We start from the raw sequence: 24505 nt of genomic DNA on the forward strand, positions 1-24505 counted from the left end.
TGTTTCTAAATTATTTGATCAAATCAGCACGACCCTGTACTTCTGTCAATACCTGCTTAGCGATAGAAGAAGATACCTGAGCATAGTGTGAGAACTGCATTGAAGAAGTTGCACGACCTGAAGTGATAGTACGCAATGCTGTTACATAACCGAATGTTTCAGCCAAAGGAACTTTCGCTTTCACTACACGTGCACCGGTACGGCTTGATTCCATACCTTCAACCTGTCCACGACGTTTGTTCAAGTCGCCGATTACATCACCCATGCTTTCTTCCGGAGTCACAACTTCCATCTGCATGATCGGTTCCATCAAAGCAGGACCTGCCTTTTCAGAAGCACTCTTGAATGCCTGGATGGCACAAATTTCGAATGACAACTGGTCAGAGTCTACCGGGTGGAAAGAACCATCGATCAAAGTAACTTTCAGTTTATCCAACGGATAACCGGCCAAGATACCGTTCTTCATTGCCTTTTCGAAACCTTTCTGAACAGACGGGATAAATTCCTTCGGAATGTTACCACCCTTCACTTCGTCGATAAACTGCAGTGTACCTTCAAAGCTTTCGTCAGCCGGTTCGATGCGAACGATGATATCGGCAAACTTACCACGACCACCGGACTGTTTCTTATAAACTTCGCGAAGTTCAACAGACTTGGTGATAGCTTCCTTGTAAGTAACCTGAGGTTTACCCTGGTTACATTCAACCTTGAATTCACGACGCAGACGGTCAACAATGATATCCAGGTGGAGCTCACCCATACCGCTGATTACTGTCTGGCCAGTTTCTTCGTTAGTCTGTACGCGGAACGTCGGGTCTTCTTCAGCCAGCTTAGCCAATCCCATACCCAACTTATCCAGGTCTTTCTGAGTCTTAGGCTCTACTGCGATACCGATAACCGGATCCGGGAATTCCATTGATTCCAGAGTGATCGGATGTGCTTCGTCGCAAAGAGTATCACCAGTACGGATATCCTTGAAACCAACACCTGCACCGATATCACCGCAACCGATAGCTTCCATCGGGTTCTGTTTGTTTGAGTGCATCTGGAACAGACGTGAAATACGTTCTTTCTTGTCTGAACGAGTATTATATACATAAGAACCAGCCTGTAAAGAACCTGAATACACACGGAAGAAACACAAGCGGCCTACATACGGGTCGGTTGCGATCTTAAATGCCAACGCAGTCAACGGTTCTTCAAACAACGGTTTGCGAACAATCACTTTATCCGGATCACGCGGATCTGTACCTTCGATAGCATCTGTATCGGCAGGACTCGGCAAATAAGCACAGACAGCGTTCAACAGTGTCTGAACACCTTTGTTCTTGAAAGAAGAACCACAGATCATCGGATTGATCTGCATAGCGATAGTTCCTTTGCGGATAGCTACACGGATCTCATCTTCTGTAATAGTAGAAGGATCGTCGAAATATTTCTCCATCAAAGCATCGTCGCATTCAGCCAAAACTTCGAGCATCTTGTCTCTCCATTCTTCCGCTTCATCCTTCAGGTTTGCCGGAATTTCTTCAACAGAATATTCAGCACCCATTGTTTCATCGTGCCAGAAAATAGCCTTCATCGTAACCAGGTCGACTACGCCTTTGAAAGTTTCTTCTGCACCGATAGGTATCTGAATCGGACAAGGATTAGCACCTAAAACATCCTTTACCTGACGAACTACTTCGAAGAAGTTTGCGCCGGAACGGTCCATTTTATTTACATAACCAATTCTGGGTACGTTATATTTATCAGCTTGACGCCATACTGTTTCAGACTGCGGTTCAACACCACCTACAGCACAGAAAGCAGCAACAGCACCATCCAGGATACGCAGTGAACGTTCTACTTCGACAGTGAAGTCAACGTGTCCCGGAGTGTCAATCAAGTTAATCTTATATTTATCATTAGCGTAGTTCCAGAAAGTCGTAGTTGCAGCAGAGGTAATTGTGATACCGCGTTCCTGCTCCTGTTCCATCCAGTCCATTGTTGCAGCACCGTCGTGAACTTCACCAATCTTGTGAGTCAGACCTGTGTAGAAAAGGATACGCTCTGAAGTCGTAGTCTTTCCTGCATCGATGTGCGCCATGATACCGATGTTTCTGGTATACTTTAATTGTTCGTCAGCTTTTGTTGCCATCTTTTTTATTATCTCCTAAATAATTGATAAATTAAAATCTGAAGTGAGCGAATGCACGGTTAGCTTCAGCCATACGGTGCATATCTTCTTTTCTTTTGAATGCGCCACCCTGGTTGTTGTAAGCATCTACAATCTCTGCAGACAGCTTGTCAGCCATAGTCTTACCACCTCTCTTGCGTGAGAAGATGATCAGGTTCTTCATTGAAATTGATTCTTTACGATCGGGGCGGATTTCAGTAGGTACCTGGAAAGTAGCACCACCAACACGGCGGGATTTCACTTCGACTTGAGGAGTAATATTGTCGAGTGCAGCTTTCCAAATTTCGAGAGCGGACTTTTCTTCGTTAGGCAATTTGGCCTTAACTGTTTCCAAAGCGGAATAGAAAATTTCGAAGGCAGTATTTTTCTTGCCGTCATACATCAAATGGTTAACGAATCTCGTAACCTTAACATCACCGAAAACAGGATCCGGAAGGATCTGTCTTTTCTTTGGTTTTGCTTTTCTCATTTTGTTTTCAAAAATTTCGTTCTTGTTTCTTGGTTGCCTTTTATGCGTCTTCAACGGTTCCGCTGAACCATTTACTCAACCTATAGCCTATCCAAATAACTCAAACCAGCTTTAATACTTAAATTTAAATTCTCAGTTTGAAGGGATGTAACTAATTACTTCTTCTTTCCTTTAGCTGCTGCAGCTGCCTGTCCCGGTTTCGGGCGTTTAGCGCCGTATTTGGAACGTCTCTGAGTACGTCCGTTTACGCCTGCAGTATCCAAGGTTCCACGTACAATGTGATAACGTACACCAGGAAGGTCTTTCACACGACCACCACGTACCAGTACGATTGAGTGTTCCTGCAAGTTGTGTCCTTCTCCCGGAATGTAAGAGTTTACTTCTTTTCCATTTGTCAAACGTACTCTCGCTACTTTACGCATTGCAGAGTTAGGTTTCTTCGGAGTTGTAGTGTAAACACGAACGCAAACGCCACGTCTCTGCGGACATGAATCCAATGCGGGTGATTTACCCTTTTCCACCAAAGTTTCCCTTCCTTTTCTAACTAATTGCTGAATTGTAGGCATTTCTTTTCTTTTTTAAACTTTGAATGTGTTATTATTATAATTATCTATTTCTTTATTTTGAGCTGCAAAGGTACGCATTCTTTTCGGACTATCAATCATTTAAGTCCACTTTATTATACACTTCGCGCTAAAAACGGTGCAAAGTTACGCATTTGTTCCCGTATCACAAGACCAACCTTTTATCCATTTACAGATAATTAACAATTATTTCATCAAGAAGGAGACATTCGTTAAGCTTCCGCTCCTTTAGCGTTTGCGATTCGATGCCCATCGAAGTTGCAGCCGATGCCCATCGAAGTTGCAGCCGATGCCCATCGAATCGCAAACGGACTGCAGTCCGTATAAAGAGTCCTATATCAATAATTACTTGAAGCGTTTTTCCAGCTCATCATCCGTCAATAGCGAGATGATCGTCTTGCCGTCGGGAGTCAAGTTAGAATCCGGACAGGAGAAAAGAGTTGCGATCAGGTTATCCATTTCTTCGGCGGAAAGGACTTTGCCGGGGCGGATAGCTGCAGCTTTTGCCAGGGAAAGCGCCAGCGATTCACAAATTTCCTCATGTACCTCACAGCCTGTTTCAATGGCGCGGCTGACCATGTCGCGCACCAGAGCTACCGTATCCAGATTCTCGATACCGGCAGGCATGCCGTTGATGGCATAACTGTTGTTCCCCAGATGGGTCAACTCAAAACCGATGAAGTGCATATCATCCAGCAAAGACGGCAAGACAGCCGCCTCGGCAGTCGTAAACTCCACTACTTCCGGGAAAAGCATCTGTTGGGAGGCGCCTTTCTGCTGGCGTATATTCGTGATATATTGGTCGAAGAGGATGCGGACATGGGCACGATGCTGATCGATCAGAGCCAGACCGGACTTCAGCGACGTAATGATATACTTCCCTTTATACTGATAGCAGGGATTAGACACATCATTAAACAGACCTGTAGAAGAGTCCGACGCAGCCGCTTCACCGACATCGGCCACAGGTTCCGAGAGGTCCGGCAGCAGGGTATCCGTCAAATCCGGGTCCTGGCTGACAGCAGAACGGTCTTCCTCAAAATCCTGATAGAGCTTGGACCAGTCGAACTCAGGTTTCTTATAGGAAGAGGATTCAAATGGATTATAGCCGGCATCCACCTGTACACGGGGAGCTTTATAAGAAGCAGTCTCCTTGACAGGATTATAGACCGGGATGTTGATAGCGCCCTCCACATCGAAGTCGATTGTTGGGATAGCGCTCGATTTGGCCAGCGCTTCGCGGGTTGCCGCCATCAGGATTTGCCAGATCGGTTGTTCGTTTTCAAACTTGATCTCCGTTTTGGTCGGATGTATATTCACATCTATCGTGGAGGGATCGAGCGTGAAATAGATAAAATAGTTTGGCTGTTCGCCTTGCGGGATCAATTGTTCATAGGCCTGCATCACGGCTTTGTGGAAATACGGGTGCTTCATGAAGCGTCCGTTCACAAAGAAATATTGCAAGGCTCCGCGTTTCTTGGCCGAATCGGGACGGCCGACAAAGCCGGAAACCGTAACTAACGAACTTTGGGCATCCACCGAAAGCAGCTTTTGGTTCAGCGTCTTGCCATATACATTAATAATACGTTGCCTCAAGCCGGACTCCGGCAGGTTGAAAATCTCCGTATCGTTATGATAGAGAGACAAGGCGACCTGCGGATTCACCAGGGCAATCCGTTCAAATTCATTGATGATATTCCGGAACTCCGTCTCGTTCGATTTCAGGAACTTGCGACGTGCCGGGACATTAAAGAAAAGATTCTTGACAGAAAATATACTCCCCTCGTTACAGGCATCCGGCTCGATGCTTTCCAGGTTAGAACCGGAAAAGACAAGATGCGAACCCAGCTCCGTTCCCTTCAGGCGTGTACGAAGCTCAACCTGCGAGACAGCCACGATCGAAGCAAGCGCCTCGCCGCGGAAACCCATCGTATGCAAAGAGAATAGATCGTCGGCAGAAGAAATCTTAGACGTTGCATGCCGTTCGAAAGCCATGCGGGCATCCGTCTCGGACATACCTTTCCCGTCATCGATCACCTGGACCAATGTACGGCCGGCATCCTTGATATTCACCTGAATATGTCCGGCACCGGCATCAACCGCATTCTCCACCAGCTCCTTCACAACAGAGGCAGGACGTTGGATCACCTCGCCTGCCGCTATCTGATTGGCAATACTGTCGGGAAGTAAATGTATTATATCGCTCATTACATGAACAAATACCAGAATATGCCGACTAAAATAGCGGCAGCCAATAACAGTTTTACATTCTTATAGGTACGACTACGGGAATCATGTCCATTGTCGCGGCTCTTTTTCAAATGGGAAGTTCCTTCGACAAAACTGCCTTTGATCTCAGCTTTGTAATCGTCGATCGACAGTTCACCGTCCATCCCAATCTCTCGCTTCACCTTGCGGATACGATCTTCCATCGCCTCTTTATGAGGATCCCAATAGATCGGCTTGTGCTCGAATTGGCGAGGTTTCCGTACATTATAAAATGAGAATAACGCCATAGTCTTTTATTGTTTATAAATACTGTGCTAATGTACAAATTTATTGCTTCTCTTGGGTGACTCTGCCGCTTTTCTTTTCACCACCTGGTAAATATCATACTTATCCTTCGGACGCAGATAGTCGAACCAGTAGAAATCTTTCAGCATTTTCTGATCGGGCCTCAAGTCCGGGATCGGCGTCATATCGGCTGTCACCTGCGGCCAGAGCTTCAATCGGTCCAGCTTGTTTTCTTTCACCCAAATAGTCAGAAAACCGCTCTTCGTTTGATTCATGCCCACCTTTGCCCCGTCTTTTTCCAAAGGATAAAAAATAGACTCGGCATTTCCCGCCACATCGATCCGGCTGAGTGCCTGCCCTTCGAAATAGGCTTTCAGGTCGTTCCCTTTCAGCTGGTTATAATAAGTCGAGTCGACATGCTGGGCGGCGAAAGCGAACTGGATCACATGGGCGTACTCGATCGTACTGTCGTTCATATAAATAGCAATCGTATCGCCGTACAACTGGTATTGTTCGTTCCAGATAACCGGTTCCGTGTACATATATAATACAGAGTCACGCGTATTAAACTGCATGGAGTCACAAACTCCCTGCATATCGGTCCGGTAGAAACGGACACCGTAATAGGCTTTGATCTCCCGGTAAGCCGAGTCGACCGTCATCATCTGTAAGGTATCGGCATGCAGGAAAAGCGTATCACCTTGCGAATATTCAAGGAAACGGGCACTGTCAGTTGCAAATGCATAGCCGGTCTGTTCGTTATAATAGCCGTAATTGCCTTCCAGGGTCACATGTTGCGCCGTATCAATCAGGAGCATATTACCGTAAACTTCCCCCATACCCGAATCCCGGTTATAGAAGATGGAGTCACCGATCAGTATCTTTTCACCCGACTCCACCTGCGAGCGGTCAAGCAAAAGGGAGGTATTGTTTTGCGTATCATACCAACCGCGCGAAGTATGGATCGTGCCGCTGTCCGAAACAATGACAGACGGCCCCAGGATAGTTGCGATCTTCGATTCCGTATCGTAATTCAAGGTATCGGAGTACAACGTGAAATCGGGATTCTCGAGTTGCACACTGTCATTAAAGATAGCCAGTTTTGTATCCGGAGAATATTGCCCGTAGAAAGAGGTAAGCTGATTGAGAGAATCGACAATCATCCCTCCCTCGAAATAATAACCGATATTTGGAATACGCTCATAGTTGAGACTGTCCGTAAAAAGCGTCACCTCCCCGTTCTCCATCCGGACATTCTCGCGCAGGTAGGCTATTTGCGTATTACCGTCATAAAACAGGTAATCGCCATAGACGAACAAGGTGTCTCCCTGCTCCATCCGGACATTGCTGAATGCTTCGAGCGAATTGGCCTGCTCAAAAAAGTAAGCGCTGTCGCAATACATATACGAACTGTCGTGCCGGAAACAGACATCCCCGTTCAGGATTTGCGCATCGGGCATGATATCCTTGTCAAACGACAGCGTATTCGTATGTTCCAAATAAATTTTTGTCTTCTTTACCGGAACGGTATCAGTAACAAGCAAGCTATCTGCAACCTGCAAGCTATCGCCGGCCAACAAACTGTCCGGCGGAGCGACTGTTATATTTTGTGCAGAGACGACAATGGTATCCTGGGTCTGTGCAAAAGCGCAGACCGTACAGAGAAAAAACAGAGATGTGAAAACAAATTTCTTTACCGTCTTCATTCTTTAACCCAGCCAGGGAACTTGAAGTCACAATTACGCCAGCCTTCACTGATGCGTACATATGTACTTTTCTGCTTCTTAACAATCCAGTTATTCAACAATTCTTCACGCTTCCGAGCTTCGACGATTGCCTTCAAAGCCTGATAGTCGTCCGAGATATTTGCCTTATGCTGCTCTACTCTGGATTTCAACTTTACGATAGCAACCACTTCTTTCTGCTTGTCGTTAATCATCGTAAAAGGTTTGGAGATTTCGCCAACCTGCATGGTATAAACCATCTTACCAATTTCCTGCGGCAGCTCGGACATCTCAAACTTCGGCGTTCCGTGATTGTTGCTTTCAAATTTCGGGTTTACCATCAAACCTTTGTTGTTTCTTGTATCCTTATCGGCAGAGATAAAGGTTGCCGCTTCTTCGAATGTAAATTTCTTAGCCGTCAAGTCCGTGTAGAGCGAATCCATACGGGTCAAACATTCGTTCAATTCCTTATCCGACACTTTCGGCTTCAACAGGATATGGCGGCAGTTGATACGGTCGCCACGCTTTTCGATCAACTGGATAATGTGAAAACCATATTCGGTCTGTACAATCTGGGAAATCTTCTTCGGATCGTTCAAGTTGAAAGCGACATTAGCAAATTCCGGCAACAAGTCCATCTTACTCATAAAGCCCAACTCGCCACCACGGACAGACGATCCCGGGTCTTCGGAATAGAGGCGTGCCACTGTCGAGAACTCTTTCTGTCCACTGTTGATCTCTTCCGTGTACTGGCGCAAACGAGCCTTGATCGCATCCGTTTCTTCAAACGGAATCTTCGGTTCCATTGTGATAACCTGCACTTCCACTGTTGTCGGGATATTAGGCAGACTGTCCTTGGACAGCTGGTTGTAGTATTTGCGGACTTCGGAAGGGGTCAGCTTGATCTCACCGATCAACTGGCGCTGCATCTGCTGCACCGTTTGCTGCTCCATAAGCTGTTCCTTTTTTTCTTCCTTTATTTCGGAAATCCTTTTATTGAAATACTCCTCCAGCTTTTCTCTTGAACCACTCTGGTTGATCGCATAGTTTACCCAACGGTCCGCTTCCTGGATCACCTGGCTTTCACTTACTTCCACACTATCGATCTTTGCCTGGTTCAGATACAATTTCTGGATGGCCATCTGTTCCGGAATCACACAATAGGGGTCTCCATCCAGACGCTGCCCCTCGTTCTGTAAGTACAAACGCTGGCTTTCCACATCCGAACGCAGAATTGCATCATCTCCTACCACCCACACTATCTCATCAATCACATTATCCTGTGCATAAACAACACAGGATAAGCAGGCAAGAATGAATACTGTTAAAATCTTTTTCATCATGTACTATTTATAAATAAGTTACCAATCAGGGTTCCGTGTAAAACTGAACATCACCTCGCCTGACTGCATCATTATATAATTCTTCTTCAAATTTCCTCAAAAACTCCACCTTACGCAAATTAGTCAGCATCTCCACAATCTGCGGACTGGCGTAATCGTAGGGAGCCACACTACCTACGGGCAAATACTCTTTGATATTCAACAGATAGCAATACGTACTATCGGTCGCTTCCACAAATTTATTCGCCTTCAGGAAGTCGTTTGCGTTCGACACCCGGACAGGAATATTATCCATCACCTGGTCGAAGTCCACCCATTTGTCGTAAAAGTAGTCATAAATACTGGCATTCTGCACACTATACTTCTCAATTTTTTCTAAAGAAGCCTCAGATGTCGATCTATACCATCCTTTTACATCAGAAAGCCCGGGGGCGTCCACCGGGATTTTCAGGAACAAGCCTTTCACCAAAGCCTTGTCCAATACAAACTTTTTCTGGTTCTCTTCGTAATAGCTCAACTTGTCACTTTCCTGGAACTCGGATGAAAGCCTTTCCCTTACCAGTTGTTCCTGATAGCGGTAGCGGATCAGCGAATGGCGGTATTCCTCCACCAGCTTGTCCACTTCTTCTTTATCTTTTCCTTCCAGGTTACGCTGTGCCACCTCGTAAACCAAAGCGTCTTTCACCCATTTCTTTTCCAGCTTTCGCCAAGCAACAGGCTGTCAGCCGACGAGAGTCCGCGCGGGATCTGCTTTTTGACCTCCGAACGCTCGAGAACCCGGTCCTTCACTCTTACCAGTACATCCGCATCATCGGAAGACTGTGTCTTCTTGCAAGAACACAGCAAAGATACGAATGCTATAAAAATGAAGCAATATCTCATATAACTTTCTCTTTATTATTTCTTTATCTTTTTATCGATCTTCTTCAGCAATTTCTTGTTTACCGTCACCGGATATTTCTGGTTCAAACGCTCGATCCAAGCGGCTTCTGCCTGAGCCTGCTCATTCATCGGCTTGTTCCAGACTTCCTTATTGCTAATATCAAACAACAGGATGCCATCCCGGTATTCCTGCATCAACAGGTTAAATTCAGGATGCTTTGTCGTCAGATTCTTACGCTCTGCTGTCGTTACGATATCACGGATGAAAAGATCGTACACTTCCTGCATAAAATCTCCGGCATAGGATTTTGTGGAGAACGGGCAACGCTGGATGTAATAAGCGAACTCGCTCTGCGGGAAATCCGTACCGTTAAGATGGAACAATGTCTTGTTCATATCCTTCGCCTTCTCGTAGAAAGCCGGATCGGACGGGAAATAGTCATTGCAAAGCGCCTGCAATTCCGCATAGGCTTCGGGATAGAATTTATATCCGTACTCTTTCTTCATCCGTTCATCAAAGGCACCGTAATATTCAAAGTTGCGTTCGCCTTGTGCCATCTGGCGTGACCAACCTTTTTTCTTTTCATCGAAAGCAGGCATTCCTTTCTTCTCGATCAACTTAATGATATGATAGCCGAAACGCGTTTTCACCGGACGGGACAATTCCCCCGGCGTATTCAATGCAAAAGCAGCCGCTTCGAACGGTTCTACCATCTCGCCGACACCGAAAGCGGGCAGTTCGCCACCCCTTTTGGCAGAGCCGGTATCCGATGAATATTCTTTTGCCAACTCGGCAAAGTCGGCTCCTTCTTTTGCTTTCCGGTAAACTTCTTCCGCACGCGCCAACACCTCTGCTTCATCCTGCTTCACCGAGTCCGCCGGAAACGGGATCAGGATATGCGCCACACGCACCAGACCGGGATTCGGCTTACGGCTATGTATCTTTATCAGATGGAAACCCATCGTCGTACGCACCGGCTTGGATATAGCCCCTACCGGCATGGAATAGGCGACATTCTCAAAGGCTTTGACCGTCTGCATCGGCAGCAGGCAATGGACATACTCATAACCGACATTTTCTTTGTCGGCTTCTTTCAGTTCCTCACCTACAGCGGCAAAGTCCTCCCCTTTCTGAATGCGCTCGTAAGCCTGCATCGCTTTCTGATAAACGGCAACCGTATCTTTCGACAAGGTACGCGCCGGCAAGCGGAATAAGATGTGACTTAATTCGAGCACCTCGCCATAGCGATCGTACACGGCATGCACTGCAGCCTCTTCACCTTCTTTATCCGACAAATAACTCGAAGTCAACTGAGCGCGATAGCCGTCCAATTCGTCTTTGAACGCCTTTGTCTTGTCCAGGCCCTGTTCTTCCGCTTCCGCCACTTTCAGCTTGAAGTTCTTAAACAACTCCACATAGGCATTCACGGACTTCTGGTCTGACAAATTAACTTCGCTATTCTTTTGTGCAATAAAAATAAATTCATCCAACGGGATCTGCTTTCCGGCAACCGTCATCACAACTGAATCGGCCGGGATCTGGGCATGTCCTGTCATACAAGCGAATACCAAAGATAATACAAGTAACTTCTTCATTAATCCTCCTTTTATCATATCACGATATACATTACAAAAATAACACTAATCTAACGGAGAGCAGGCAAGAAAAGTATGCTATCCAATTAAATTAGTGTTTTTTATAATACAGGTCATATGACTTTCTTATTCTCCACGGCTGTAATTCGGCGCTTCCTGCGTAATCGCCACATCATGCGGATGGCTTTCCAGCACACCGGCATTCGTGATACGGGTAAACCGGGCCGAATGCAGTTCGTCGATATTGTGTGCTCCGCAATACCCCATCCCTGCACGCAGACCGCCTACCATCTGGTAGATCACCTCATACAGCGAGCCTTTGTACGGCACACGCGCGGCAATACCTTCGGGAACCAGCTTCTTCACATCGTCTTCCACATCCTGGAAATAGCGGTCTTTCGAACCTTTCTGCATGGCTTCCAGCGAACCCATGCCACGATAAGACTTGAACTTACGCCCGTTGAAGATGATCGTCTCACCCGGCGACTCTTCCACACCGGCCAACAACGAACCCATCATGACCGACGAGCCGCCGGCGGCAATCGCTTTCACGATATCACCGGAATAGCGCAAGCCTCCGTCTGCAATCAACGGGACTTCCGTATCCTTCAACGCCTTTGCCACCTCATAGATGGCTGACAGCTGGGGCACACCGACACCTGCAATCACACGGGTCGTACAGATAGAACCCGGACCGATCCCGACTTTTACGGCATCCGCCCCGGCTTCCACCAGATACCGGGCCGCATCGCCTGTCGCTATGTTTCCCACGACACAGTCGATTTGCGAATATTGGGCTTTGATCTGCTTCAACACGTCGACAACCCCTTTGGAGTGCCCGTGGGCCGTATCGATCACCAGCGCATCCGCACCGGCTTCCACCAAAGCGGCAACCCGTTCAAACGTGTTGAACGTAACGCCGACACCGGCAGCTACACGCAAACGGCCTTTTGAGTCCTTGCAAGCGGTCGGTTTGTCTTTTGCCCTCGTTATATCTTTATAGGTAATCAGGCCGACCAGTTTATTATGGTGGTCCACTACCGGCAGTTTCTCGATCTTGTGCTGCTGCAGGATGCTGGCTGCCGCTTCCAGGTCTGTCGACTGGTCCGCCACAATCAGGTTCTCCCTTGTCATCACCTCGTCGATCGAACGGTTCATGTCTCTTTCGAACCGCAAGTCACGGTTCGTCACGATCCCGACCAGGCAACCGGCTTCATCCACCACAGGAATCCCTCCGATCTTATACTCCTTCATCATCCCCAAAGCATCCCCAACGGTCTTGCCTCTTGTGATGGTAACGGGATCATAGATCATGCCGTTCTCGGCCCGTTTCACACTCTGAACCTGCTTTGCCTGTTCGGCAATCGTCATATTCTTATGAATAACACCGATACCGCCTTCGCGGGCAATGGCAATCGCCATCTTCGCTTCGGTAACCGTATCCATCGCAGCCGAAACCATCGGGATATTCAAAGAGATGTTACGGGAAAACTTCGTAGTCAGATCGACATTACGGGGAAGTACTTCCGAATAGGCCGGAATCAACAATACATCGTCGAATGTCAACCCGTCCATCACTACTCTGTCTGCTATAAATGACATAAACTTATACTTTAAATAATTATTAATCAGTTCGCCATTTCAGACAGGAACTTGATACGGACCAAACGAATTTCTTCTTCGGTATAATCGCCTCCCAATTCTTCAATAGCATCTTCCAGATCATCCGTTTCCGAATCCTTGAAGTATTCGTAAATATCTTCGATATGATCTTCATCCATCACGTCGTTCAGGAAATAGTCGATATTGATACGGGTTCCGGAATAAACGATCGCTTCGATTTCGTCCAGCAGTTCGTTAAACTCCAGTCCGTTCGTCATCGCGATCTCGTCCAACGCCACCTTGCGGTCGATACGCTGGATGATTGAAACTTTCAGTTTGGACTTATTGGCAACCGTACGCACACGAAGGTCTTCGGGACGTTCGATCTCATTTTCTTCCACATGTTTCTTAATCAGCTCGACAAACTCCTTGCCATATCTCTTTGCCTTACCGGCACCCACTCCCGGGATGTTCTGCAACTCATCCAATGTCACCGGATAAGTCGTTGCCATCGCTTCTAAAGACGGGTCCTGGAAAATCACGAAAGGAGGAACCTCCAGGCGTTTCGACAGCTTCTTACGCAAATCCTTCATCATCGAATAAAGGATCGGGTCGACAGCACAGGTAGCCCCGCCGCGTACCGGAACCTCTTCTTCCTCTTCGTCAAATTCGTTGTCTTCCGTAATCTTGAAAGAGACCGGCTTTTTTATAAACTCTTTTCCTTTTTCCGTAATCTTCAGCAGTCCGTAGTTTTCAATGTCTTTAGCCAGATACCCGGCGATCAGAGCCTGACGGATAACAGCATTCCATGTTTTCTCTTCTTCATCCGAACCGGAGCCGAAAACTTCCAGTTCGTTGTGTTTGTAAGATTGAATTTCGGAGGTTTCGTTGCCAACCAACATGTTGACGATATATTCTGCCTTAAACTTTTCCTTTAACGTACCAATAACTTCCAGTACGGCGCTTAATAATTCTTTTGCTTCCACTTTCTTTTTGGGGTTCAAACAATTATCACAATTTCCACAATTATCTTCCAGGTACTCTTCACCGAAGTAGTGCAACAATACTTTCCGTCGACATACGGAAGTTTCGGCGTAAGCGGCAGTTTCCAGCAATAATTGCTTTCCGATTTCCTGCTCCGCAACCGGCTTCCCCTGCATGAACTTTTCTAATTTCTGCAAGTCTTTGTATGCATAAAAAGCAATGCACTGCCCCTCGCCACCATCACGGCCGGCACGTCCGGTTTCCTGGTAATATCCTTCGAGGCTTTTCGGTATATCGTAATGAATGACATAGCGTACATCCGGTTTATCGATTCCCATACCGAAAGCAATAGTCGCCACAATCACATCCGCTTTTTCCATCAGGAATGCATCCTGGTTGGACGAACGTTGCTGCGAATCCATACCGGCATGATAAGGCAACGCCTTAATGCCGTTTGCTTTCAGGATATCGGCAAACTCTTCCACCTTCTTACGGCTCAGACAATAAATAATACCTGATTTTCCCTCGTTGGACTTAATATATTTAATGATCTCACGGTCGATATTCGCCGTTTTCGGACGAATCTCATAATACAGATTAGAACGGTTGAAGGATGATTTGAAAACTGAAGCATCGATCATTCCCAGGTTTTTCTGGATATCGTGCTGCACTTTTGGCGTTGCCGTAGCAGTCAGGGCTATTAACGGACGTTTGCCGATTTCGTTTATGATCGGGCGGATACGACGGTATTCCGGCCGGAAGTCATGTCCCCACTCTGAAATACAATGCGCTTCGTCCACGGCATAAAACGAAATATTGACCTGACGCAAAAATTCGACATTCTCTTCCTTTGTCAGAGACTCCGGGGCCACATAAAGCAACTTGGTACGGCCGCTTCTGATATCATCTTTCACCTGATCTATAGCCGACTTGTTCAGAGAGGAGTTGATGAAATGAGCCACCCCGTCTTCCTCACTGAAGTTACGCATGGCATCCACCTGGTTTTTCATCAGGGCTATCAAGGGAGAAATCACAATGGCCGTCCCCTGCATCATCAGAGAAGGCAATTGGTAACACAAAGACTTTCCTCCTCCGGTCGGCATCAACACAAAGGTATCGTTTCCTGCCAGCACATTTTCGATGATCGCTCTCTGATTACCTTTAAAGGTACCAAACCAAAATGTTTTTTGAGCGCCTCTGTCAAATTATCCTTCTTTGCCATACTAATTAATATTTTAAAAACCGCCGATCAGACCACCTGCAGACGGTTTACGTCCGACTTTTCAAACTTATCCTTCGCATACTCCAACGTAACATGGAGTGTCTTCTTTTTTGCAGACGGCATACTGTACATGGCATCCATCATCACAGCCTCTACAATGGAACGCAGACCACGTGCTCCCAACTTAAATTCGAGTGCCTTATCGACAATAAATTCGAACACGTCCTCATCAAACGTCAGCTTTATATCATCCATATCGAACAATTTGATGTATTGTTTGATAATGGAGTTCTTCGGCTCCGTCAGGATATTCCGGAGCGTACTTCTATCCAACGGATTCAAATACGTCAGGATGGGCAGACGTCCGATGATCTCAGGAATCAGACCAAACGACTTCAAATCGGTAGGCGTAATATATTTCAGCAGATTGTTACGGTCAACCTGTGCTGTGTTTTCGTTTGCGGCGTATCCAACTACACGGGTATTCAAACGCTGGGCGATTTTCTTCTCTATTCCGTCGAAAGCGCCACCACATACAAACAGGATATTTTTGGTATCCACAGCAATCATCTTCTGTTCCGGATGCTTACGGCCACCCTGGGGAGGCACGTTCACGATGGAACCTTCCAGCAGTTTCAGCAATCCCTGCTGTACACCTTCACCACTGACATCACGTGTAATGGAAGGATTATCGCTCTTGCGGGCAATCTTGTCTATTTCGTCGATAAATACGATACCGCGTTGCGCCGCATCCACATCATAATCGGCTGCCTGCAACAAACGGGTCAAAATACTTTCTATATCCTCCCCTACATAACCGGCTTCCGTCAACACCGTTGCATCGACAATAGCAAACGGGACATGAAGCAATTTGGCGATCGTACGGGCCAATAACGTTTTACCGGTACCCGTAGCACCCACCATAATAATATTCGATTTCTCGATCTCGACATCATCCGATGTCACTTTCTGGATCAAACGCTTATAGTGGTTATAAACGGCAACCGACAGGTAACGTTTGGCATCGTCTTGCCCTATTACATATTGATCCAGGAAAGCCTTAATATCTTCCGGTTTCGGCAACTCTCCCTGGCTTAATCCGAAAGAGCTCTTTTTACCGGGCATTTGTTCTTTTACTATTTCGTACGCCTGCTGTGCACATTCATCACAGATAGCGCCGGAAATTCCGTTAATCAGCATATTAACATCCCGGCTACTGCGCCCGCAAAACGTACAGCTATCGCCTGTTTTGGCCATTCCGTATTTGTTTTTTTAAAGGGCAAGCTTACCTTGCCCCTGCATTAATATTATTTGTTACGTACCAGAACCTTGTCCACCATACCGTAAGCCAACGCTTCTTCCGCTGTCATCCAGTAGTCACGGTCACTGTCGTGTTCTACCTTTTCATACGGCTGACCGGAATGGGTCGATATGATCGTGTACAGTTCTTTCTTTACTTTCAGGATTTCACGCGCCGTAATCTCGATATCCGAGGCCTGTCCCTGAGCACCACCTAACGGTTGGTGAATCATCACGCGGGAATGGGGCAATGCCATACGTTTGCCTTTTGTTCCGGCCACCAGCAATACGGCTGCAAATGAAGCTGCCATACCCGTACAGATTGTCGATACGTCACTGCTGATAAACTGCATGGTGTCATAGATGCCATATCCGGCATAGACGGAACCGCCCGGCGAATTGATATAAATTGAAATATCTTTACCAGGATCACTGGAGTCCAGATACAACAACTGTGCCTGGATTACATTGGCCGTATAATCGTCAACTTGTGTACCTAAAAATATAATACGGTCCATCATCAACCGTGAAAAAACGTCCATCTGAGCAACGTTCAATTGGCGCTCTTCGATAATCGTCGGAGAGATGTAACTGCTGGTTATGTTCATATAACTGTCCAGCGCATTACTGCTCATCCCTAAATGCTTCGTTGCATACTTTCTGAAATCTTCCATAATCTATAGTCTTATTTGTATTACCGAAAAGTCATAAAAAAAGGGATTCCCCTCTTACTTATCGGAAAAACAAAGTTATAAATAAATTTCTGAAAGAAACAACTTATTTGCAATCCGGTAAGATATTTTTTCGAGAGAAAGCCCTTTTTAGAAGAAAAAAGCAGCCGGAGCTGCTTTTTCAGGGGATATTATTCTTCAAAAAGTTTATTGAACTCGTCGGCTGATACTTCCTTAACATCCAGCTCAACCTGTTCCTTCAACCAACCAGCCAGTTTTTCTTCGACAGCACGGTCGATGATATTCTGCAAGGTTTGTTTATTCTTCAAAATGTCCTTCGCATAGTTAGCCAGCACATCTTCAGGTACAGAAAGCATTCCGTACTGTGCGAACTGGGCTTTAGCCACACGTTTAGCGAAGTTTTCGATATCGGCATCTTCAACCTTCAGACCGTTTTCTTTCACCAGATTTTCCTTGATCAGGTGATATTTCAGGTCTTCCACGATCTGCGGATATTCTTCGTCGATCTTTTCTTTTGTATTCTTTTCGTTTGCAACCAGCAACCAACGTTTCAACAGGTCTTCGGCAAAAGCCAGTTCTCCGGCTTTCTTAACCAAAATATCACGTGTATCGGTCAGGAACTTGAAGTCGCTCTGCGGAGTGAACTGTTCAGCCAACGCTTCACGGATCTTGTTCTTAAATTCTTCTTCGCTGGTAACTACACCTTCTCCGAATACTTTGTCGAACAATTCCTGGTTCAGTTCTGCGTTTTTATGACGAGTCACTTCCTTGATTTCGAAGCTAAAGTCACCTGTGATGCCGGCAACAGCCTCTTTCTCTACCTTCAGGAATGAAGCGATTTCAGCTTCTGCACCTTCATAAGCCTTGTTCGGGTTGAACACGACAACCGTATTTTTCTTTGCACCCAAGAATTTAGCCTTTTCTGCTTCATCCTTAATATACATAGGCATCAGGACTGCGTCTTCAACAACAATACCGCCTTCTTTCGGAGAACCGTTTTCCAGCTCAGCTACAGTACCTTTTATCAGGTCTTTTTCTTCCACATCGTCAACTTCGTCATAAGAGCCGAAATTAGCCTGGTAAGCTTCAACCTGCTTGCCGATCATGTCGTCGTCGATATTCACCTGATAGTAAGGAACTTTATCATTCTTGGACAGTTCAAGCTTGATTTCCGGAGCCAAAGCAACGTCGAAACAAAATTCGAACTCTTCCTGAGTATCAAAGTTGATTTCTTTCTGTTCAGTCTCGTTAGGCAGCGGTTCGCCCAAAATGTTCAGGTTATTTTCACGGATATAGTTGTACAGGTTTTCAGAAACCAATTTGTTGATTTCTTCCACCAACACATGCTTTCCATACATCTTTTTCACCATACCCATCGGCACCATACCTTTACGGAAACCAGGCACATTTGCTTTCTGACGGAAGCTGCGAAGGCTCTTTTCGACCTTTTCAGCATAGTCAGCTTTCACTATTTCTAATTTCACAATGCCTTTTGTGGCATCAATGTTTTTAAGCGAAACGTTCATTCTGAATGATTTATTTAATTAATAGTCTTGTTCGAATTTTAGGGTGCAAAATTAGACTTATTCTTTTAATCTCGCAAATTGTTTGCTTAATTTGTTATAACCGAGATGAATTTAAGAGCAATATTATTTTTTCCCGGCTAAAATGTTGTTTATCTAAAATAAATGTATTCCTTTGTGACATGAAAGGGCAACCTGTTACGAAGTTCCGGTTTACTTCTTTCATTAAGTAACAATTTTATTTTTTTAATTTTCTATTTTATGAACATTTATGTTGGAAACCTGAACTATCGTGTTCGGGAAGATGATTTGAAACAAGTAATGGAAGAATACGGTACTGTTGATTCCGTAAAGATCATCAAAGACCGTGAAACCGGCAAATCAAAAGGTTTTGCTTTCGTTGAAATGCCCGACGATGCAGCCGCAAAGAAGGCTATCGAAGAATTAAACGAAGCTGAATACGAAGGCCGTCAGATGGTAGTAAAAGAGGCTCGTCCTAAATAATTACTTTTCCGGAAAGAAATAAAAAACTTCTGCTTATCTTTGAGCAGAAGTTTTTTTATGTCCAAACGTATGTTCTTAAAAGGTATATATGCCGGAAAACCGGCTTTCTTTCAACTGTTCGTCTTGCTCCTGCTGGTTTTGTTCGGGGCTATTTTCTCATCGCTGATCGCAATGGGAATATTCTATATGGTGTATGGTTTCCAGTCCGATATCATGCAATATCCCGACATGATGCGCCTTTTGCAATTGATATCGGCTGTCGGAACTTTCCTGTTTCCGGCCGTAGCACTGGCCTGGACTTGCAGCAACAATCCGAAAGAATATCTGTCGATCGGCAAAATCCCCAAAGGACAAATTCTGCTGCTCACACTGGTCAGTATCTTCCTGCTCTCTCCCTCCATCAGCCTGGTCGGATTGTTGAATAAACAAATGGAACTGCCGTCTTTTATGGAACCGGTAGAAAACTGGATGCGCGCGCAGGAAAAGACCGCTGAAGAGTTGACACTGATGCTGCTGGCAGGCAAAGGGATCGTAACGTTATTGTTCAATTTGCTTGTCATCGCCCTTGCAGCCGGGATCACGGAAGAATTTCTTTTCAGGGGAGCTGTGCAACGGGTAATCGGAGGATGGACACGTAACCACCATATTATCATCTGGAGCGCCGCAATTCTTTTCAGCGCCTTCCATATGCAGTTTTTCGGTTTCCTGCCCCGTATGCTGTTAGGTGCTTATTTCGGTTATCTGCTCTACTGGGGACGGAATATCTGGATACCGGTATTCGCCCACTTTACGAACAACGCTTTTGCCGTAATAAGCATGTCGGATGCCAAGCTCAAAGACAACGAATTTATCACCGGCGATATCTCTGCGCAAAACCTGTTGCCTTACACCGTCATAGCCATTATCTCGTTGTTCCTGTTTTATGCCTGTGCAAAAAAGATTAAACAGTTGACGGCAGCCAAAAACTAAAAGTCTTTCTTGCGAAGCACAAAGTCTTTACCCAGGTATTTTTCGCGTACGATCTCGTTCTCAGCCAACTGCTCGGCTGTTCCCTGAAAGAGCACCTTTCCTTCAAACAAAAGGTACGCACGGTCGCAAATACTCAGCGTCTCATACACGTTGTGGTCGGTAATCAGGATACCGATATTTTTGTGTTTCAATTTGGCAACGATGCTCTGGATATCCTGTACGGCAATCGGGTCGACTCCGGCAAACGGTTCGTCGAGCATGATAAATTTCGGGTCGATAGCCAGACAGCGGGCAATCTCGGCACGGCGCCGTTCACCTCCTGACAACTGGTCACCTAAGTTTTTCCGCACCTTGTTCAAACCAAACTCGGCAATCAGGCTTTCCAGCTTCTCCTTCTGGTATTCAGGTGTCGTTTCCGTCATTTCCAATACGGACCGGATATTATCTTCCACCGTCATTTTCCGGAAGATGGAAGCTTCCTGCGCCAGGTAACCGATACCGTTACGGGCACGTTTATATACCGGAAACTTCGTGATCTCCATATCGTTCAGAAATATCTTTCCTTCGTTGGGCGTCACCAAGCCAACCGTCATATAGAACGTAGTCGTTTTCCCCGCCCCGTTCGGTCCGAGCAATCCCACGATCTCCCCTTGCTTCACATTAATAGAAACATGATTTACAACGGTTCGTGTCTTATATTTCTTAACGAGGTCCTCCGTGCGGAGCACCATTTGTTGTTCGTCTGCCATATCCAAAAATCTTTGCCACAAAGAAACGGAATTAATTCCTTCTATACAAATAGAGGCCCGCCCTTTTTAATCTGCTATTCCATCTCATACAGGAATTACCCTAATATCGTTTCGTCATGCAAGTAATCGAGAAATTCCTGACGTTCGCTTTTGATCAGGCGCACCAGAAAGAAAGCCACTTCTTCTTTCCGGCAGTAGTGGCAGATCGTATCGCTGATATACCGGCTAACGACAAAGCCCCGGAAGTGTTACCATCTCCCGGGGCTTGTTTTTTTGTATGCTTTCGTCCTTCACAGGGTTACCGGCTACATTGAACTTTTTAAATTCAATATACTTTAGTATTATTAATATTAAACTTGACCGCTTGTTCGCCTGTCACAGGGTAATTGGTGTTGATCGAGACGGACGGCCGTCCGTCTCTACAAACCCGCGCGGTCGGTTTTAGAATTATTCTTATAATATCCTTAGTTATTTAACGATAGCTTTTACAGCATCTTCGCCTTCGATAGCGACAACCACTACACCGGCAGGAGCAGCGATTACAGCGTCGCTTGAAGTAAGAACTGTGTTAGCAACTACCTGGCCTAAGATGTTAGTTACAACAACTTTCTTACCGGCAGCACCGATGATCTGAACACCACCGTTAGCAGCAATAACTTTCACTTCCGTTACGGAAGGAGCAGCTTCGTTTGATGTTGCATAATCAGGAGCTTTCAAAGTAGCAAGCATATTTTCATCAGAATCAGCTTTAACAACTAACAGGCCGTTAACACTTACGACATATTTACCTGTCATAGATTTCATCAGATAATTATCGGTACCATCTACTACTTCGAATTGGAACTTAAAGTTATCGATACCGCCCAGCAACAAGCCCTTAGCGGCATCTGCAGAATGCTTAGTTCCGTTAGCACCAGCAGCTACTGTATCAGGAGCCATAACGCCAGCCTTTTCATCAAAGTTATTTACGATCAAAGTATCTACACCATGGCGGGCAGCAGTACGGAAGTACAGGCGAGCAGCACCATCTAACGTATATAACTTGGCCAGATCATCTGATTTCTTAATAGAGTCATTGCTTGCAACTGTCAGATATAATCTTTCAGCAACAGCATCTTCAGCCTTTGTTTCTTCGCCAGCGGCTTTGATACCCTGTGAAATGAAGTAAGAAGCTTCGATATCAGCTTTGTAGTTTACAGTATCGAACCACAATGTAAAGTTGTCATTTACGAATTTGTCAGCATCAGCCTTCAAGTCGTTACCCGGTTGAGCCATCACAGCCAAATTGTTCTTACCAACAGCCAGACGGTCGTTGTTATTATAGATATTCTGGTGAGTCGGATCTGTGAACAACATTGAAGGAGCAGCCTTTTCTGTTACTGTGAACAAATCGCTCTTAGCAGCAGTCAAAGAAGAAGGATAGATTTCTGCATTCTGAGCATTTACGCTTACGATAATAGCTTTGCTCCAATCTACAGTAGCAGCACCAATACCGGTCGTATCAATCAACATGTAGCTGTCAGCTGCACCCCAAGACTTGAAGAAGAATACAGACGGTTTGTTTGCTGCGTCTTTTGTCAAGATATATTTACTATCTTTCTGAGCAACAAACTCTCCCTTCTTTGTTACCAACTTATATGTGTAACGATACAGAGAATCCACACCCTTAACTGTTGCGCCATAAGCTGCATTGTTTACATCTTTCAGGTAGAAGAAATAATCATCTTCAGCCAAATTCATTGTAGAATCAGCTTTAGCTTGCATAAACAAATCTTTCATGAAAGGAGAAGCAGAAGCCACCTTAAATGTTTTGTTTTCCAGAACTTTCGGGTCATAGTAACCATAACCGGTAGTAGCGTAGTTCTTCTTATTTACAGTGATTTTGCCTTCAACAACTGCACACTTGGCGTCTTCCAACAGAAGCGTGTCGCTACCGACAACATATGTATCGGCAATAGCCTTGCCATCAGCATCTTTTACCTTGTTGAACGCGCCGGAATATTTAATAGCCGGGAACTCACGGTTCTTGATCACATACAAGCCATCGGCGGTACCAGCCTCAACTACCCACTGAGTAGAAGGCATATAAGCATAAGCATGGTCGCTATAAGACTTTTCAGTAGCATTTACAATAGCACCGGCAACTACATATTTGTCCTTGTTGTCACCTTTGTTTGCATACTTGATGAAATACACCTTGTCGGCTGCAATCTTAGCATCACCACCCAAAGTAGCAGAGCGCAACGGAGATTTGATGTTGGCATAAGAAAGGCCGGTATTTTCAGCGTCAATCATAGATGTTGAATCCACAGCTAAAACAGTCACATTATCCAATGCTCTCAAGCAAACAACAGCTTCTGTAGAACCGTTTTCGCCTAATCCTGTCTTTACATTCTCCTGTCCATCAGCGTTCCACCATGAAGCACCGTTTGTATTCGGAGAACTCAGTTTGATCGGAGTGGCTACCGGCTTGATTGACATAGAGTCTGTCACATAATCGTAAGAAACGACAAACATATGCAAACTGTCAAGACCTGCTTTGTAGTAGTTAGAAGGAGACGCTGTTCCTGCAGCACGGCGGAAGAATGCAGAGTCACCTACAGCCAACTTCATAGACTGAGTCGGATTAATATTTGCCGTATCCACATACAGGAAGCCTGTGGAATCCTTTGCTCCTACTTTCTGGAACAACAAAGTGTCAAGAGACGCTGTATTGTCATTGCGTTTGAAATACTGTCCGTCCAACGTACCGTCTGCTTTCTTTTTACCATGAATGGAAATAGCCACCCAGTCATTATCGGTCAATACGTTTGCCTGTCCTTCGGATGTTTTTGCAGGATCTTTACGACCATTCACTGCAGCAAAACTAAATTTCTTGACAACGTTGTTGAAATCTTCAGCTGTCAAGTTGAAAGAAGTTGTAATCTCATACGGCTTTACATAATCCACATTGGTAAATGTTGTGGTTGTACTACTTTCAACAACACCTGCAAAACTTGCACCTGCTTTCAAATAATAAGTAGAGTCACCGCTCATTGCATAGAAACCTGTGTCATCCAATCCCCATTCGTTAATGGCACCACCAAGTTTCATTGTTCCGGTTTTCTTTTCGTATGAAAGAATATCACCGGTTGCCCTGTTTTGCAATTGGTAAGACTTACCGATAGAAGTTGTTTTCACAGTGACCTTCCATGCCATAGAATCCAATCGTGCGAAAGTGGAATCGGTTGAAGCGACTACTGTAGAATCAAGCTTCCCGTTTTTAACGACCAAAGAGTTATCGCCACTGGCGCTTCTCAAGTAGATGAAACCATCCTTGAGCTTAGTGCCGTCTAACTCGTTATAATCGGTAGGCGTTGCACTTGCTGACAATCCACCGGCTACCAAAATGGCAGCCAAAAGAGTAGAAAATCTTTTGTTCATAATTTAATAATTTAATTAGTAATAAAACTTATGTGTTATATAATGTATATCACTTTGTGAATGTTAACGATTGTATTTTGACTACAAATACGTACGTTTAAATTCGTCATTTTTTGAGGCGTTTTTGGAGTTTGTTGCAAAAAGAGGTATTTTTGTCCTTGATAAGCTATCTAATTGATAAGAAACAACATAGAAAATGAAAAATTATTAGAGAAAAGAATTGCAGGTTTAAAAAGTATGCGTAAAT

The 24505-nt window shown here is 45.3% G+C and carries 17 protein-coding genes and 2 pseudogenes; 3 read left to right on the forward strand and 16 right to left on the reverse strand.

All coding sequences use genetic code 11. The features are described from left to right. Window positions 1-10: 10 nt before the first annotated feature. The 14 genes and pseudogenes from fusA to tig form a co-directional block, all read right to left on the reverse strand. Window positions 11-2140, reverse strand: a complete 2130-nt coding sequence (gene fusA, locus DW083_RS08370; protein WP_122332064.1) for an elongation factor G — start codon at window positions 2138-2140, stop codon at window positions 11-13. Between the two features lie 31 nt (window positions 2141-2171). Continuing rightward, complete coding sequence (gene rpsG / locus DW083_RS08375) at window positions 2172-2648, reverse strand: 30S ribosomal protein S7 (RefSeq protein WP_122276555.1); 477 nt, start codon at window positions 2646-2648, stop codon at window positions 2172-2174. Between the two features lie 155 nt (window positions 2649-2803). After that, entirely contained in the window at window positions 2804-3214 is a 411-nt protein-coding gene (gene rpsL / locus DW083_RS08380; protein WP_005634721.1) for a 30S ribosomal protein S12, read from the reverse strand. A gap of 363 nt (window positions 3215-3577) precedes the next feature. Further along, the gene (gene mutL / locus DW083_RS08385; protein ID WP_122332065.1) at window positions 3578-5440 is read right to left on the reverse strand and encodes a DNA mismatch repair endonuclease MutL; all 1863 of its coding nucleotides are present in this window, start codon (window positions 5438-5440) and stop codon (window positions 3578-3580) included. After that, window positions 5440-5748: a hypothetical protein gene (locus DW083_RS08390; RefSeq protein WP_122332066.1), complete on the reverse strand. Its 309-nt coding sequence runs from the start codon at window positions 5746-5748 to the stop codon at window positions 5440-5442. The genes mutL and DW083_RS08390 overlap by 1 nt, the downstream gene beginning before the upstream one ends. Before the next feature lie 27 nt (window positions 5749-5775). After that, complete coding sequence (locus DW083_RS08395) at window positions 5776-7452, reverse strand: OstA-like protein (protein WP_122332067.1); 1677 nt, start codon at window positions 7450-7452, stop codon at window positions 5776-5778. After that, the gene (locus tag DW083_RS08400) at window positions 7449-8813 is read right to left on the reverse strand and encodes a peptidylprolyl isomerase (protein ID WP_122332068.1); all 1365 of its coding nucleotides are present in this window, start codon (window positions 8811-8813) and stop codon (window positions 7449-7451) included. Before DW083_RS08400 ends, DW083_RS08395 begins: the two co-directional genes overlap by 4 nt. A gap of 25 nt (window positions 8814-8838) precedes the next feature. Beyond that, a pseudogene (locus tag DW083_RS08405) lies at window positions 8839-9695 on the reverse strand (peptidyl-prolyl cis-trans isomerase). Between the two features lie 15 nt (window positions 9696-9710). Then, window positions 9711-11309, reverse strand: coding sequence for a peptidylprolyl isomerase (locus DW083_RS08410; protein ID WP_122332069.1), 1599 nt, complete (start codon window positions 11307-11309; stop codon window positions 9711-9713). 108 nt (window positions 11310-11417) lie between these two features. Further along, entirely contained in the window at window positions 11418-12893 is a 1476-nt protein-coding gene (guaB, locus tag DW083_RS08415) for an IMP dehydrogenase (protein ID WP_115497977.1), read from the reverse strand. Between the two features lie 26 nt (window positions 12894-12919). After that, a pseudogene (gene recQ, locus DW083_RS08420) lies at window positions 12920-15099 on the reverse strand (DNA helicase RecQ). A gap of 27 nt (window positions 15100-15126) precedes the next feature. Next, the gene (clpX, locus tag DW083_RS08425) at window positions 15127-16356 is read right to left on the reverse strand and encodes an ATP-dependent Clp protease ATP-binding subunit ClpX (RefSeq protein ID WP_115497975.1); all 1230 of its coding nucleotides are present in this window, start codon (window positions 16354-16356) and stop codon (window positions 15127-15129) included. 50 nt (window positions 16357-16406) lie between these two features. Continuing rightward, the gene (gene clpP / locus DW083_RS08430) at window positions 16407-17072 is read right to left on the reverse strand and encodes an ATP-dependent Clp endopeptidase proteolytic subunit ClpP (protein ID WP_115497974.1); all 666 of its coding nucleotides are present in this window, start codon (window positions 17070-17072) and stop codon (window positions 16407-16409) included. A 188-nt stretch (window positions 17073-17260) separates the two neighbouring features. Beyond that, complete coding sequence (gene tig, locus DW083_RS08440) at window positions 17261-18616, reverse strand: trigger factor (protein ID WP_115497972.1); 1356 nt, start codon at window positions 18614-18616, stop codon at window positions 17261-17263. A gap of 258 nt (window positions 18617-18874) precedes the next feature. On the opposite strand from tig, the gene DW083_RS08445 reads away from it, so the two are divergent. Together DW083_RS08445 and DW083_RS08450 are read left to right on the forward strand one after the other, a co-directional pair. Continuing rightward, complete coding sequence (locus DW083_RS08445) at window positions 18875-19117, forward strand: RNA-binding protein (RefSeq protein WP_115497971.1); 243 nt, start codon at window positions 18875-18877, stop codon at window positions 19115-19117. A 69-nt stretch (window positions 19118-19186) separates the two neighbouring features. Continuing rightward, window positions 19187-20086: a CPBP family intramembrane glutamic endopeptidase gene (locus DW083_RS08450; protein WP_122332098.1), complete on the forward strand. Its 900-nt coding sequence runs from the start codon at window positions 19187-19189 to the stop codon at window positions 20084-20086. Here DW083_RS08450 and lptB read toward each other — a convergent pair. Beyond that, window positions 20083-20835 (reverse strand): LPS export ABC transporter ATP-binding protein, encoded by a 753-nt coding sequence (gene lptB, locus DW083_RS08455; protein WP_036658357.1) that lies wholly within the window; start codon window positions 20833-20835, stop codon window positions 20083-20085. The genes DW083_RS08450 and lptB overlap by 4 nt on opposite strands. Window positions 20836-20951: 116 nt before the next feature. Here lptB and DW083_RS21995 point away from each other — a divergent pair, with 116 nt between their 5' ends. Continuing rightward, window positions 20952-21149 (forward strand): hypothetical protein, encoded by a 198-nt coding sequence (locus DW083_RS21995; protein WP_147382113.1) that lies wholly within the window; start codon window positions 20952-20954, stop codon window positions 21147-21149. A gap of 154 nt (window positions 21150-21303) precedes the next feature. Here DW083_RS21995 and DW083_RS23485 read toward each other — a convergent pair whose 3' ends face one another. Beyond that, the gene (locus DW083_RS23485; RefSeq protein ID WP_147382114.1) at window positions 21304-24258 is read right to left on the reverse strand and encodes a DUF6383 domain-containing protein; all 2955 of its coding nucleotides are present in this window, start codon (window positions 24256-24258) and stop codon (window positions 21304-21306) included. Between the last annotated feature and the right edge of the window lie 247 nt (window positions 24259-24505).

Source organism: Parabacteroides sp. AF48-14 (genome assembly GCF_003477465.1).
GTDB lineage: Bacteria > Bacteroidota > Bacteroidia > Bacteroidales > Tannerellaceae > Parabacteroides > Parabacteroides acidifaciens.